Annotated in this window: 1 protein-coding gene (only partly in view); it reads right to left on the bottom strand. The window is 52.7% G+C overall.

The features are described 5' to 3' along the window. On the bottom strand, nucleotides 1–17,028 hold the 5' portion of the coding sequence (locus tag C6H66_RS22295) for a non-ribosomal peptide synthase/polyketide synthase (protein ID WP_219847638.1). Its footprint begins 4,110 nt before the window's first position; 17,028 of the gene's 21,138 nt are visible here — the first part of the coding sequence; it begins with the start codon at nucleotides 17,026–17,028; the stop codon falls past the left edge of the window.

Below are 17,028 nucleotides of genomic sequence, written 5' to 3'. Positions count from 1 at the left end.
AGTCTGATTTTCATACACTAATGCTGTGGCATCTGGGTTTTTCTCCACCTGTTGTTCAAACAACTGATGAATACATAATTGGTCAAGATACGCGGTTTCAGTGGCATTCCAAGTCTCCAGCAACAATTTCCGTTCTATTTCTGGCAAAATGTTTAGCGCCCGTACCGGTGTCTCAGGGGCTTGTTCAAGCACCTCTGCCAGACTTTCCAGCGCCTGTTGCATATAACCGCATATTCTTTCCGGATCAAACGGTTGTACCGCCTGAACCGTCAGCCCCAGAGATTCACCAAAATCCTCCATCGATAGCGTTAATGAATAGTTGGTCCGTTCCTGCCCGCTAAGAAACTCAATACCACTGATGAATTCATCCGACATTACCGGCAAGGCATTATGCCGATAGTTCAACAAGCTATTAAAGAGGGGGATCTCACCCTGCACACTACTGCAACGCTGGGCCAGCGCCAGTGAAGCATGTTCATGTTCTAATAGTCCGGCCAGTCGGGTATGTGCTGCCTGCACACTGTCCCGTACCGGGGTATTATTGATATCTAATCGCAACGGCAAGGTATTGATAAACAGCCCCATGCCATTGTCTGCCCCTTCACCGGCCTGCATTCGTCCAAACAGCACGGTGCCGAACACCACTTTTTCCTGTCCACTGGTACGCGACAACACCTGCGCCCAAGCCAAATGGCACAGCGCTGCCAGACTGACACCCAAATGTCGGGCCTGACTACGCAGGCGGTCATTTAAGGCAGCCGTCAGCATCCGGTGCGATTCCGTCACCTGCGAGCCATCACGATGCACCTCCGTCAAACCAAACGGCAAGGTCGGTTCATCTACCGCCGCTAACATGTCAGTAAAGAAACGGGTGTGTTCCTCCTGACTCACACCTAACCGGGCCTGAGCCACCAGATTACGGAAAGGGACAGGCACCGACAGGCGGTTCCCTTGTCCGGCAAGGTAGACCTGCACTTCACGATTCATTATATCCAGCGTGGTATGATCGCCAATCAGGTGATGCTGCAATTGCAGCAAAATCCAACGGCCATCGGTTTCCTGCGCCGCCACAAAGCGCAATAACGGGGCTTCGTTCAGGTCGAGACGATGCTGACGCGGATCAAAGCGCCGGGTTAACTGGTCACTGACCGGACCGTCAGCCGGGTTTAATGCCAGTTCAGTCACCGACAAAGCGGCCTGACGCAAAACCACCTGTGCCGGGCCTGACAATCCCTGCCAGATAAAGGCGGTACGCAAGATGTCATGACGATCAACCACCTGTTGTACCGCCGCCAGATAACGATCCAACAGAGTCCGGTCAGCAAAGGCCATCTGACCCATCAACAGATACGGGTCACCTTCGCTTGCCAATAGATGATGAAATAAAATGCCATCCTGTAACGGCGACAAGGCATAAATATCCTGAATATTGGCAACCCCGCCCGGGATCTGTCCGATGATAAGATCAATTTCAGGCTGGGTCAGGTTAATCAGCGGTAACATCGCCGGCGTGATTGTCGTCGTCGCTGGCGTAATCATATTCGATGGCACCCCCACAACCAGTTGCTGCCTCAGAGTTTGCGCCAAATCTGACAATACCGGCGACTGGAACAGGTCACGCACCGCCAGTGTCAGCCCCAGGTGACGCAGACGTTCAATCATCCGCACAGCAAGCAGAGAATGGCCGCCCAGCGCGAAGAAGCTATCGTGCCGACTGACCTGTTCTATGCCCAGCAATTCACACCAAATCGCTGCCAGCGCTATTTCCGTTTCCCCCAGGGGCGCCGCATAAACCTGACGGGCAACGGCTTCACTATCCGGTGCCGGTAGCGCCCGACGATCCAGCTTACCGTTCGACGTTAACGGGAACGCGTCCAGCCGCACAAAAGCTGACGGCACCATATAGTCAGGTAACATTTTACTCAGGTGAGTACGCAAACTATTCACCAACCCGTCGTTTACTGGCGCCACCACATAAGCAACCAAACGTTTGTCCTGCCCATCTCCCAGCGCCAGCACAGCCGCCTCACGCACCGCCGAATGCTCTATCAGACGTGTCTCAATTTCCCCCGGTTCAATGCGGAAACCGCGGATTTTAACCTGCTGGTCATTGCGGCCCAAAAACTCCAGGTTCCCATCCGACAGGTAGCGGGCTAAATCCCCGGTACGGTACATACGGGCGCCCGGTTGATCACTAAACGGATCAGCCAGGAAACGTTCCGCCGTCAGTTCAGGGCGATTCAGATAACCCCGTGCTACACCGCCGCCCCCAACATACAACTCACCGGTTACCCCTAACGGCACCGGCTGACCGTATTTATCCAACAGATAGAGGGTTAAATCCGGAATACGCGTACCAATAGGACTGGTTATCTGCTCCACATCATGCGAATTCAGTTCCCGATAAGTCACATGAACCGTTGTCTCCGTGATACCGTACATATTCACCAGCCTTGGTGAGGTCTCTTCACGCAGGCGATACCACGGTCGCAACATACCCGGATCGAGGGCTTCTCCCCCAAAGATGATATAACGCAACTGGTCCGGTAATGGATTGGCGGCATAACTGGCAATAAAGGCTTTGAAAGCGCTCGGCGTCTGATTCAACACCGTGATACCGTGCTGACACACGAATTGATGCAGCTCTTGAGGGGAGCGGGCAATCTCGTGTGGGACCAGAACCAGTTTAGCGCCATAGCGTAACGCTCCCCATAATTCCCATACCGAAAAGTCAAACGCAATGGAATGGAACAGGCACCAAACATCTTGCCGGTTAAAGTGATACCAGGATTCAGTCGCCTCAAACAAACGCAGGATATTACGGTGCTCAACCATCACCCCCTTCGGTGTCCCTGTCGAACCCGAGGTGTAAATCACATACGCCAAGTGCCGGGAAGTCAACACGGGTATCTGTGGGTTACTGTCCGGCTGATCAGGCAAGGTATTGGGGTCAAGCACAGTCAAAGCGGCCAGCGTTTTCTCGCCCAGCACATCACGTCCGATATCATCCGCCAGCACCATAGCCGGAGCAGCATCGGTCATAATATGTGTCAAACGCTCCCCGGTATAAACCGGGTCCAACGGCACATAAGCGCCACCGGCTTTCAGTATTGCCAACACCCCCACTACCATTGCCGGCGAACGTGACACGCAAATCGCCACTCGCTGATCCGGCTCTACGCCCAGCGCAATAAGCTGATGAGCCAGCCGGTTAGCGCGGATATTTAATTCGGCATAACTGAAGGTCTGCTCTTCATACACTAACGCTATCGCATCCGGGGTTTGCTCCACCTGTTGTTCAAATAGCTGATGAATACACAACTGGTCAGGATACGCGGTTTCTGTCGCGTTCCAAGTTTTTAACAACAACGTACGCTCCGCTTCCGGCAGAATTTCCAATGCCCGAACGGGTATTTCCGGCGTTTGCTCCAGGGCCGCCGCCAGACTTTCCAGCGCCTGCTGCATATAACCGCATAAACTTTCCGGATCAAATGGCTGCACCACCTGAGCAGTCAACCCCAGGGATTCGCCAAAATCTTCCACCGACAGCACAAACGGATAGTTGGTCCGTTCCTGTCCGCCAAGAAACTCAATACCACTGATGATTTCATCCGACGTTGCCGACAAAGTATTATGCCGATAGTTCAACAGGCTATTAAAGAGCGGGATCTCCCCCTGCACCCCACTGCAACGCTGGGCCAGCGCCAGTGACGCGTGCTCATGCTCCAATAGTCCGGCGAGTCGGATATGGGCTGCCTGTACGCTGTCCCGTACCGGGGTTTCATCGATATTCAACCGCAACGGCAGGGTATTAATAAACAGCCCCATGCCATTGTCAGCGCCTTCCCCCGCTACCATGCGCCCAAACAGTACGGTACCAAACACCACTTTCTCCTGACCGCTGGTACGCGATAATACCTGTGCCCAGGCCAGATGACACAGCGCAGCCAGACTAACGCCCAGACGTCTCGCCTGACTGCGCAGACGGTCATTCAGCCCAGCAGTCAACATCCGGTGTGATTCCGTCACCTGCGAACCATCACGATACACTTCCGTCAAACCAAACGGCAATGTCGGTTCATCTACCTCAGCTAACATGTCAGTAAAGAAACGGGCGTGCTCTTCCTGACTGACCCCCAACCGGACCTGAGCTACCAGATTGCGGAAAGGAGCCGGCGCCGGCAGGCGGTTCCCTTGTCCGGCAAGGTACGCTTGCACTTCGCGATCCATCACGTCCAGCGTGGTATGATCGCCAATCAGGTGATGCTGTAGTTGCAGTAAGATCCAACGTCCATCGGTATCCTGCGCCACCACAAAGCGCAATAACGGCGCCTTACTCAGGTCAAGACGATGATGACGTGGGTTAAAACGTTGAGTTAACTGGCCGCTGATCGATCCGTCAGATGGCTCCAACGTCAGTTCAGTCACCGATAAAGTGGCCTGACGCCAGACTACCTGAGCCGGTGCGGATAATCCCTGCCAGATAAAAGCCGTACGCAAGATGTCATGGCGATCCACCACTTGTTGAACCGCGGCCAGATAACGATCCAGCAGCGACCTTTCAGCAAAGGCCATCTGACTGACCACCAGATACGGGTCGCCTTCGTTTTCCAACAAATGATGGAACAAAATACCGTCCTGCAATGGCGACAAGGCATAGATATCCTGGACATTAGCGATCCCGCCCGGCACCTGTTCAACAATATGGTCAATCTCAACCTGAGTCAGATCGATCAGCGGCAACATTTCCGGGGTGATTGCAGTAGTCTCCGGTGTAATGACATTAACCGGTACCATCACAATCTGGCGCTGCCCCAGTGTTTGCGCCAGTTCAGACAGCACTGGAGATTGGAACAGATCACGCACAGCCAGCGTCAGCCCAAGGTTACGCAGACGCTCAACCATCCGTATCGCAAGCAGCGAGTGACCACCCAAGGCAAAAAAGCTGTCATACCGGCTGACCTGTTCAATCCCCAGTAATTCACGCCAAATCGTCGCTAGGGCCATTTCCGTTTCGCCTTGCGGCGCTTCGTAAACCTGACGAGCAAACGCCTCTTCGTCCGGTACCGGTAGCGCCCGACGATCCAACTTACCGTTCGGGGTCAACGGCAACATATCCAGACGCACAAAGGCCGACGGCACCATGTAGTCAGGTAAAATGGCTCTCAGATGGGTACGCAGGCTGTTAGCCAACGCCTTACCCGCTGGCGCCACGACATAAGCGACCAAACGCTTATCTTGCCCGTCACCCAGCGCCAACACCGTAACGTCACGCACGTCCGGGTACTCTGCCAGACGGGTTTCAATTTCCCCCGGTTCAATACGAAAACCACGGATTTTAACTTGCTGGTCGTTACGGCCAAGGAATTCCAGGTTGCCATTCGGCAGATAGCGGGCCAAATCACCGGTACGGTACATACGGGTACCTGACAGTGCACTGAAGGGGTCCGGCATAAAACGTTCCACACTCAATGCCGGCCGGTTTAGATAACCGCGAGCCACGCCAACACCGCCAATATAGATTTCACCCATACTGCCCAGCGGCACAGGTTGACCATATCTGTCCAGCAGGTAAATACAGGTATTTTTAACCGGCCGGCCTATAGAACAAGCATCTGCCGGCGATAATATCTCCTTGCAGGTTGCAATCACGGTATTTTCAGTCGGGCCATAGGTATTTAACAGCCGCGGCCGATGGGTTTCTTGGGTAAACCACGCCTGAATTGCGCTCTTCTGTACCGCCTCACCACCAATAATGACTAACCTGAGGCAATCCGGCAGCGGTAATGTGTCGTTTCTGGTCGCCAGTTCAGACCAGAATAACGTCGGCAGAGACATCATCGTGATACGGTTTTGCCGGGTTAATGTGATGAATCCCTGTACAGAAGCCAGCCAACTATCATCACGAATGACCAACGTCGCGCCGTTACACAATGACGAGAAAAATTCTTCTACCGAAGCATCAAAGGCAAAAGAAGCAAATTGCAACACCCGATCTTGCGCAGTCACCGCATAGGTCTCATTAAAACCCAGATGACGTTGATAAACCGCTTGATGCTCCACCATTACCCCTTTCGGCATACCGGTCGAACCAGAGGTATAGATGACATAAGCCAGATGCTGCGGCGTCAACGCAGATACCTGTGGGTTGCTGTCCGGTTGATCCGGCAACGTATTCGGGTCAAACACAGTCAGCGCGGCAAGCATCTTCTCACCCAATGCGGCTCGCCCGCCTTGATCAGCCAATACCACTAACGGGGCAGCATCATTTAATATATGCGTCAAACGCTCGCCCGGATAGGTTGGATCCAGCGGAACATAAGCCCCACCCGCTTTCAACACCGCCAACAACGCCACCACCATCGCCGGTGAACGTGACACGCAAATCGCCACCCGCTGGTCGGGTACGACGCCCAGCGCAATCAACTGATAGGCCAGACGGTTGGCACGGGTATTCAACTCGGCATAACTGAGGGTCTGCTCTTGATACTCCAACGCTGTCGCGTCAGGGGTTTTCTCCACCTGTTGTTCAAACAATTGATGAACGCATAACGGGTCAGGATACGCGGTTTCTGTCGCGTTCCAGGTTTCCAGCAACAGCTGGCGCTCCACCGGTGCAAGGATATCAATTTCACCTACCGGTAGCTGAGGGTTAACAACCATCGCTTGCAGTACGGTGCGCAGATATCCTACCTGCCGCTCAATGGTCGGTTGATCAAATAGGGCCGAGGCATAACTCAGCGTCCCCACAATTCTGTCATCCACCTCAGACATGTCCAGTTCGAGATCAAACTTAACCCTATCAAGAACTGGCTCAACAGGTGAGACAGCCAGCCCCGGCAATCGCCATTCTGTGTTCTCATTGTTCTGCCAAGCAAACATCACCTGAAACAGCGGCGTATGCGCCAGTCGACGCGGCGGTTGTACAATTTCCACCACCTGTTCAAATGACAAATCCTGATGCTCCTGTGCTGCTAATGCGGTTTGCCGTACACGCGCCAGCAACTCAGTCACGGTCAGCTCACCCGATAAATCCATGCGCAAGGCTAGTGTATTGACAAAGAATCCGATCAGCGATTCCACCTCCTGGCGACGACGGCCTGCACTCGGTGTACCAATAACCAGATCTTGCTGGCCTGACAAACGCGACAAGACCACAGCCCAGGCGGACAACAGCGTCATGAACAACGTGACACCCTGCTGCTCACTCAGGTGTTTGAGAGATTTTGTTAATTCCGTATCCAGATTGATGGGCACAACATTCCCGACAAACGACTGCTCAGACGGACGTGGCCGATCTGTCGGCAAATCCAGCAGAACTGGCGCATCGGCCAACATAGTACGCCAATAGTCAGATTGAACCTGGACACGTTCAACCGACAACCACTGACGCTGCCACGCGGCGTAATCCGGGTATTGAATCGCCTGCGGGGGCAGCGGATCAGATTGTGCTGCCGAAAAAGCCGTATAGAGGGCGCTGAGTTCGCGTATCAGCACATTGACAGACCAGCCATCGGAAACAATGTGATGCTGAGTGAGCAGAAACTGATATTCATCATCCGCGAGCCGGATGAGAGAGGCACGGATGAGCGGTCCACTACTGAGATCAAATGGTGTATAAGCCTCTCCGGCGCATAGACGTTCAAGTCTCGCTTCGGCATCCGGGAGCCCTCGCAGATCATGTTGAGACAACGGTAACCCACTATCCACAGCCAACAGTTGTACTTGTGGCTGACCGTCAACGGAGACAAAGACAGAGCGTAACGCTTCATGACGGGCAAACAAGGCGTTAAGCGCCAGCTGCCAGGCAGCAATATTCAATTGACCTCGTAAATGCAGAGCGACTGGAATATGGTAGGTATCACTGGCGCCCTCAAACTGCGCCAAGAACCACAAACGCTGTTGAGCAAATGACAGCGGCAATTTCCCCTCACGGGATATCGGCACAATAGCGGGTAATATACAACCCTGTTCACCCCTCCAGTTATTCACCGCCTCAGCAAAAGCTTTCAAAGAAGGCGACTTAAACAATGTGGTTAACGGCAGTTCGATACCGAAAGCCGCTATCCGATTCATCACCCGAACCGCCAACAGCGAATGGCCGCCCAAGGCAAAAAAATTATCATGCCGACTGATCTGTTCAATTCCCAGCACTTCATGCCAAATAGCCGCCAACGCAATTTCAGTCTCCCCTTGCGGGGCTTCATAGATCTGACGGGCAAAAGCTTCCTCACTTGGTGCCGGTAAACCCCGGCGATCCAACTTACCATTAGGGGTTAACGGAAAGGCATCCAAACGGACAAAAGCCGCCGGTACCATATAATCAGGCAAAACCGCGCTCAAGTGGGCACGTAAACTGTTAATCAGTCCGTCATCCGTTGGCGCCGCCACATAGGCTACCAACCGTTTATCAGCCCCTTCATCCAAAGCCACTACCAACGCTTCACTCACCGCCGGGTGCTCCATTAGCCGGGCTTCAATCTCCCCCGGTTCAATCCGGAAGCCACGGATTTTAATCTGCTGGTCATTACGGCCGACAAACACCAAATTACCGTCCGGCAGGTAACGGGCCAAATCTCCAGTGCGATACATCCGGGCATCTGACGCATGACTAAACGGATCTGCCAGAAAACGTTCAGCAGTCAATTCTGGACGGTTCAGATAGCCACGGGCAACACCTGCGCCGCCAATATACAACTCACCCACTCCCCCCAGCGGCACCGGCTGACCATCAGCATCCAACAGATAAACCCGTGTGTTAGCTATTGGGCGCCCGATAGACACCTCGGTATCCGTATAGTCTGGCGGACAATGCCAAGTCGTAGCACATACCGTCATTTCTGTCGGACCATATGCATTGAACAGATTTACCCGGCCACTCATAGCCTGAAGCAACGCCACACTGGGCGCTTCACCCGCCAGTACCAATGTTGGTTTTATCGTTATCGCCGGTAAGTCAGTACCATCCCGAAGCAGGGCCGGTGTCAGACAGGCGTGCGTCACCGCCTGTTCTTCTAAGTAACTCCAGAGATGGTAAGGATCCTGACGAACTGTATCGGCAGGGATCGCCAAGCTAGCCCCACTACTCAACGCTATCATGATTTCCCAGACACTGGCATCAAAACCAAATGAAGCGAACTGCAACATCCGGCTGGTTACTCGCATGTTAAGCCGGATAATTTGTGCCAAGGCCAGATTGACCACTCCACGATGCTCCACCATCACCCCTTTTGGCGTACCGGTCGAACCCGAGGTGTAAATCACATAGGCCAGGTGTCGTGAAGTCAACTCCGGTATCTGTGGATTGCTATCCAACTGGTCAGAATGGGTATTTGGATCGATTACCATCAGGTCTGCCAGCGCCTTCTCCCCCAACGTTGTACGTCCGACATTATCCGCCAGCAAAATAGTTGGCGCGGCATCCATCAGAATATGCGCCAAGCGCTCGCCCGGATAAGCCGGGTCCAACGGTACATAGGCCCCACCGGCTTTTAGTACTGCCAACAACCCCACCACCATTGCCGGTGAACGTGACACACAAATCGCCACCCGCTGGTCCGGCTCTACGCCCAACGCAATCAGTTGGTGAGCCAACCGGTTGGCACAGCTATTCAGTTCTGCATAACTGAGAGTCTGATTTTCATACACCAATGCCGTGGCATCCGGATTTTTCTCCGCCTGCTGTTCAAACAACTGATGAATACATAACTGGTCAGGATACTCAGTTTCAGTGACATTCCAGGTTTCCAGCAACAGTTCCCGTTCTACTTCTGGCAAAATATTCATTGCCCGTACCGGTGTTTCTGGAGCATGTTCAAGAGCCTCGATCAAACTTTCCAGCGCTTGTTGCATATAGCCGCATATCCTTTCCGGATCAAATGGTTGTACCGCCTGAGCAGTCAGCCCCAGGGATTCACCAAAATCCTCCACCGACAGCGCTAACGGATAGTTGGTACGTTCTTGTCCACCAAGAAACTCAATACCGCTAATGATTTCATCCGACGTTGACGGTAAATCACTATGCCGATAGTTCAACAGGCTATTAAAAAGGGGGATCTCACCCTGCACATCGCTGCAACGCTGGGCCAGCGCCAATGACGCATGCTCATGCGCTAATAATCCGGCCAATCGGGTATGTGCTGCCTGCACACTATCCCGCACCGGGGTCTCATCCATATCCAGTCGCAACGGTAACGTATTGATAAACAATCCCATGCCGCTGTCAGCCCCGTCTCCCGCCTGCATCCGCCCAAACAGCACAGTGCCGAACACCACTTTTTCCTGTCCGCTGGTACGCGACAATACCTGTGCCCAAGCCAAATGACACAGGGGGGCCAGACTGACACCCAAACGTCGAGCCTGGCTGCGCAAACGGTCATTCAAAGCAGCCGTCAGCATCCGGTGCGATTCTGTCACCTGCGAGCCATCACGATGCACCTCCGTCAAACCAAACGGCAGAGTCGGTTCATCCACACCAGCCAACATATCGGTAAAGAAACGGGCGTGTTCTTCCTGACTGATACCTAGCCGAACCTGAGCCACCAGATTGCGGAAAGGGACTGGCGCCGGCAGGCTGTTCCCCTGTCCTGCAAGGTACGCCTGTACTTCACGATTCATCACATCCAGCGTGGTATGGTCGCCAATCAGGTGATGCATCAGTTGCAGCAGGAGCCAACGGCCATCAGTTTCTTGCGCCGCCACAAAGCGCAATAACGGTGCTTCGTTCAGATCGAGACGATAATGACGCGGATCAAAGCGCTGAGCTAACTGGTCGCTAACCAGACCATCAACCGGGTTTAATACCAGTTCAGTCACCGACAAGGTGGCCTGACGCAAAACCACCTGCGCCGGAACTGACAGTCCTTGCCAGATAAAAGCAGTACGTAAGATATCGTGCCGATCAACTACCTGTTGCACCGCCGCCAAATAACGGTCTAACAGAACCCGGTCAGCAAAGGCCATTTGACTCGTCAATAAATACGGATCACCTTCGTTTGCCAACAAATGATGAAATAAAATACCATCCTGCAACGGTGACAATGCATAGATATCCTGAATATTGGCGATACCGCCCGGTACTTGTTCGACGATAAGATCAATTTCAGGCTGGGTCAGGTTAATCAGCGGCAACATCGCCGGAGTGAGTGTCGTCGTCGCTGACGTAATCACATTCGGCGGCACGACTACAATCTGATGCTGTCCCAGTGTTTGCGCCAGTTCAGCTAGCACCGGCGATTGAAACAGGTCACGCACCGTCAACGTCAACCTAAGATGACGCAGGCGTTCAACCATTCGTATCGCAAGCAATGAATGACCACCCAAGGCAAAAAAGCTGTCATACCGGCTGACCTGTTCAATCCCCAGTAATTCACGCCAAATTGCCGCCAGCAACATCTCCATTTCTCCTTGGGGTGCTGCATAAACCTGACGGGCAAAGGCTGCATTGCCCGGGGCTGGCAGTGCCTGGCGATCCAACTTACCATTAGGAGTTAACGGAAAAGCATCCAACTGCACAAAGGCCGTCGGCACCATATAATCAGGCAAAATAGTTTGCAGGTGAGCACGCAAACTGTTCGCCAGCCCGTCACCCTCTGGCGCCACCACATAGGCAACCAGGCGCTTGTCATGACCATCACCTAGCGCTAATACTGTGGCTTCTCGCACCGTCGGATGTTCTATCAGCCGCGCTTCAATTTCCCCCGGCTCAATTCGGAAGCCCCGGATCTTAATCTGCTGATCATTACGACCGACAAACAACAAATTGCCATCCGGCAAATAACGCGCCAAATCGCCAGTGCGGTACATCCGAGCATCCGGCGTATCACTAAACGGATCCGCCAGAAAACGTTCAACGGTCAGCTCAGAACGGTTCAGGTAGCCACGGGCAACACCCGCACCGCCAATATACAGCTCACCCACGCCCCCCAACGGCACCGGCTGACCATCAGCATCCAACAGATAAACCCGCGTATTAGCCGTTGGACACCCGATAGGCACCTCTGAATCTGCGTAGTCTGACGGACAATGCCAGGTCGTGGCACAAACCGTTATCTCTGTTGGTCCATACGCGTTGAACAGCGTTGCTCGACCACACAATGCCCGGAGCAGCGCCACACTGGGGGCTTCACCTCCCAGTATCAAGGTCGGTTTTATCGTTATCATCGGTAAATCAGCACCATCCCGAAGCAGGGCTGGTGTTAAACAAGCGTGCGTTATCCCCTGTTCCTCCAGATAACACCAAAGGCGGTGCGGGTCCTGACGAACGATATCAACAGGAATATCCAAAGAAGCACCTCCGCACAACGCCATCATGATTTCCCAGACACTGGCATCAAAACCAAATGAAGCAAACTGCAACATCCGGCTACTAGCGTGAATAGCGAATTGGGTGATTTTATCCCGGATAAGATTGACTAATCCTTGATGTTCAACCATTACTCCTTTCGGCACACCAGTCGAACCGGAAGTGTAAATCACATACGCCAAATGCTGTGAAGTTAATGCCGGTATCTGCGGGTTACTGTCTGGCTGGTCGAATAAGGTATTCGGGTCAAGCACAATCTGTTCTGCCAGTACCTTCTCACCCAACGCTATACGTCCGATATTATCTGCCAACAAAATAGTCGGGGCGGCATCCATTAGAATATGCGTCAGGCGCTCGCCAGAATAAACCGGGTCCAGCGGCACATAAGCCCCACCAGCTTTTAACACCGCCAGCAATCCCACTACCATTGCCGGACAACGCGACACACAAATCGCCACCCGCTGGTCCGGCTCTACACCCAGAGTAATTAACTGATGAGCCAGCCGGTTGGCACAAGCATTCAGTTCCGCATAACTGAGAGTCTGGTTTTCATACACTAACGCTGTCGCGTCCGGGGTTTTCTCCACCTGTTGTTCAAACAACTGATGAATACATAACTCATCAGGATAGGCAATTTCCGTGGCATTCCAAGTTTCTAGCAACAGCGTGCGTTCTGTCTCCGGCAGGATGTTCAGTGCCCGTACAGGTGTCTCCGGGGCCTGCTCAAGGGCCTCCACCAGACTTTCCAACGCCCGTTGCATATAGCCACACACTCGTTCTGAATCAAACGGCTCAACAATTTGAGCAATCAGCTCCAGTGCATCACCAAAATCCTCCATTGATAGCACTAACGGATAGTTGGTCTGCCCCTGTTCCTCAAGGAATTCGATGCCATTGATGATTTCACTTGAAGCCACAGATAATGTGTTATGCCGGTAATTGAACAGAGAACTAAAAAGTGGCACTCCCCGCTGCACACCACTGCAACGCTGAGCCAACACCAGTGAGGCATGTTCATGATCCAGCAACTCAGCTAACCGGTTATGTGCTGTCCGTACACTGTCCCGTACTGAGGTATCATCCATATCCAATCGCAATGGCAAAGTATTGATAAACGGCCCCATGCCGCTATCAGCCCCTTCTCCCGCCTGCATCCGTCCAAATAGTACGGTGCCGAACACGACTTTCTCCTGACCACTGGTACGTGATAACACTTGCGCCCAAGCCAAATGACACAACGCCGCCAGACTCACCTCCAAACGTCTCGCCTGACGACGCAAACGGTCATTCAGCTCAGGGGGCAATATCCAGTGCGCCCCCGTCACTAACGAACCATCACGATATACCTCCGTCAGCCCGAAAGGTAACGTCGGTTCGTCTACCTTAGCCAACATGTCAGTAAAGAAATGAGTATGCTCTTGTTGACTTTCCCCTAGCTGAGTTTGAGCCACCAGATTGCGGAAAGATGCTGGCGCAGGCAAGTTATCCTCCTGCCCAGCAAGGTGCGCCAGCACTTCCCGATTCATCACTTCCATTGTTGTACGGTCGCCAATCAAGTGGTGCTGTAATTGCAGTACATGCCAGCGACCATCGGTTTCCTGCGCCACCGCAAAGCGCAACAACGGGGCCTGACTTAGCTCAAAGCGATACAGACGCGGGTCAAAACGTTGAGCCAATTGCTCACCGGCTGGACCATCAGCTGGGTTCAATGTCAGTTCAGTAACTGATAAAGGCGCTTGACGCCAAACCACCTGAGCCGGTGCGGATAATCCCTGCCAGATAAACGCGGTCCGCAGGATATCATGGCGATTAATGACTTGTTGTACCGCGGCCAGATAGCGGTCCAACAATTCCCGGTCAGCAAAAATCATCGGATAAGCCAACTGATAGGGGTCGCCTTCCTTTGCCAGCAGATGATGAAACAAAATGCCGTCCTGCAAGGGCGACAGAGCATAGATATCCTGAATATTGGCGATCCCGCCCGGTACTTGTTCAACAATATGGTCAATGTCAGTCTGAGTCAGATCAATCAACGGCAACATCGCCGGTGTGAGTTCCGTCGTCGCCGTAGTAATAACGTTCGACGGCGCCACCACTGCCTGATGCCGCCCCAATGTTTGGGTCAATTCTGATAGTACAGGGAATTGGAACAGGTCACGCGCGGCCAGTGTTAATCCCAAACTACGCAAACGTTCAATCATCTGCACACCAAGCAGTGAATGACCACCTAACGCAAAGAAACTGTCATGGCGACTTATTTGCTCGATCCCCAGCAACTCACGCCAGATAGCAGCCAGCGTAATTTCCATCTCACCTTGTGGCGCCTCATAAACCTGACGAGCAAAAGCTTCCACTCCCGGCACCGGTAACGCCCGGCGATCCAACTTACCGTTCGGGGTCAACGGAAAAGCATCCAGACGCACAAAGGCCGACGGTACCATGTAGTCAGGCAACCGAACACGCAAATGTTCACGCAAACTATTAACTAACTCATCATCAGCCCGCGCGACCACATAGGCAACCAAACGCTTGTCCTGCCCGTCCCCCATCGCCAGTACTACAGATTCACTTACCGCAGGATATTCTATCAATCGGGCTTCGATTTCCCCCGGTTCAATACGGAAGCCACGAATTTTCACCTGCTGGTCATTACGACCAATAAATTCCAAATCGCCACCCGGCAGATAACGAGCCAAATCCCCAGTGCGGTACATGCGTGTATCGGGTTTATCACTAAACGGATCGATAAGGAAACGTTCAGCGGTCAATTCAGGGCGATTAAGGTAACCACGGGCCACACCAGCACCACCAACATATAACTCACCCTCCGCCCCCAACGGCACCGGCTGACCATATTTATCTAACAAATAGAGTGTTAAATCGGGAATACGGGTGCCAATAGGACTTACTACCCGCGCCACATCATGGTGATCCAGTTCCCGGTAAGTGACGTGAACCGTGGTCTCCGTGATGCCGTACATATTCACCAACTGAGGTGATCTCTCTTCACGCAGGGCATACCACGGTTTCAGAATAATGGGATCGAGGGCTTCCCCGCCAAAAATGATATAACGCAAGCAGTCCGGTAATGGATTGGCGACATAACTGGCAATAAACGCTTTAAAAGCACTGGGGGTCTGATTCAACACCGTGATACCGTGCTGACACACGAATTGATGCAGTTCTTGAGGTGAACGGGCGATCGCGTGCGGTACCAAAACCAGTTTAGCGCCGTAGCGTAAAGCTCCCCATAATTCCCACACCGAGAAGTCAAACGCAATGGAATGGAACAGGCACCAAACATCTTGCCGGTTAAAGTGATACCAGGATTCAGTCGCGTCAAATAAACGCTGGATATTACGATGTTCCACCATCACCCCTTTCGGCGTGCCGGTTGAGCCGGAGGTGTAAATCACATAGGCCAAATGCTGTGCGGTCAATGCCGGTACTTGTGGGTTACTGTCCGGTCTATCAGGCAGGATATTCGGATCAAGCACCGTCAATCCTGCCAACACCGCCTCTCCCAGTACATCACATCCGGTGTTATCCGCCAGTAAAATAGCCGGAGTAGCATCAGTCAGAATATGTGCCAGACGCTCACCCGTATAAACCGGGTCTAGCGGCACATAAGCGCCACCCGCTTTCAGCACCGCCAACAATGCCGCCACCATTGCCGGTGAACGTGACACACAAATCGCCACCCGCTGGTCCGGTCCGACACCCAATTCAATCAACTGATGAGCCAGCCGGTTGGCGCGAGCATTTAACTCAGCATAACTAAGGGTTTGTTCTTCATACACTAACGCTATCGCATCAGGCGTTTTCTCCGCCTGTTGTTCAAACAACTGATGAATACATAACGCGTCAGGATACGCGGTTTCCGTCGCATTCCAGGTTTCCAGTAACAACGAACGCTCAGTCTCAGGCAACAAATTAAGCTGCCTGATAGGAGTTTCATCCCCCTTTACTTTCGACGATATCAATACCTGTAAATGTTCGCTCATTCGCTGAACGACTTCGGCGCTCAGACGATTTACATCATAGATCCAGCGAAAACCACCCTGAGCATTTATCTGGAGAGTCAGTAATTCACCATGCACCTCCTGATCACACAGTCTGTCATCCCGTATCACAGAGACGGCAATCCGCCACGGTCGGCTTGTTGTTAACTCAGGGATAGCACGCAGTACAGGAGAATGAGAAAGGAGATCACAACTAAATGTATGGTGCTGTGCCAACTGAGCAAGTTCGTCATCAATCCAGTCAGCTACCGCGCACCAAGGCTTATCAAACGCCACCTCAGCAACCATCGGCACCACCGGCGAAAAACCGGTCAACATATCCGGTTTATCTTTTGCCTCATTCACACACCAACCAATCTGGAATTCAGTCTGCTGAGTCAAACGAGCAAGATAAATGACGAATGCTTGTAACAGCGTCCGCCATGCCTCTTCCTCACCGTTTTTGAGCAATGAAGGCTGCCAGGAACTCATTGCCCATTTGGGTTCTGCCTGTTTCCCGACGCTTTCAAAAGGTAACTGAAGGGGTTGCAAAGCAATAAGACGTTCACACCAGAATGATTCACTGGGTGTCAACGCCTGAGGGATATTCTTCACGTTCTGAATCTGTTGTGAAATATCATTCACACGGTTTATGTTCTCTAATGTTTGAGAAGGGAATTCAGCTTTAACAATTCTTTCTTGTTTAACAACGCTATCTTTCAT

Source organism: Photorhabdus hindustanensis (genome assembly GCF_002968995.1).
GTDB lineage: Bacteria > Pseudomonadota > Gammaproteobacteria > Enterobacterales > Enterobacteriaceae > Photorhabdus > Photorhabdus akhurstii.
This window is presented reverse-complemented; position numbering and strand designations above follow the sequence as displayed.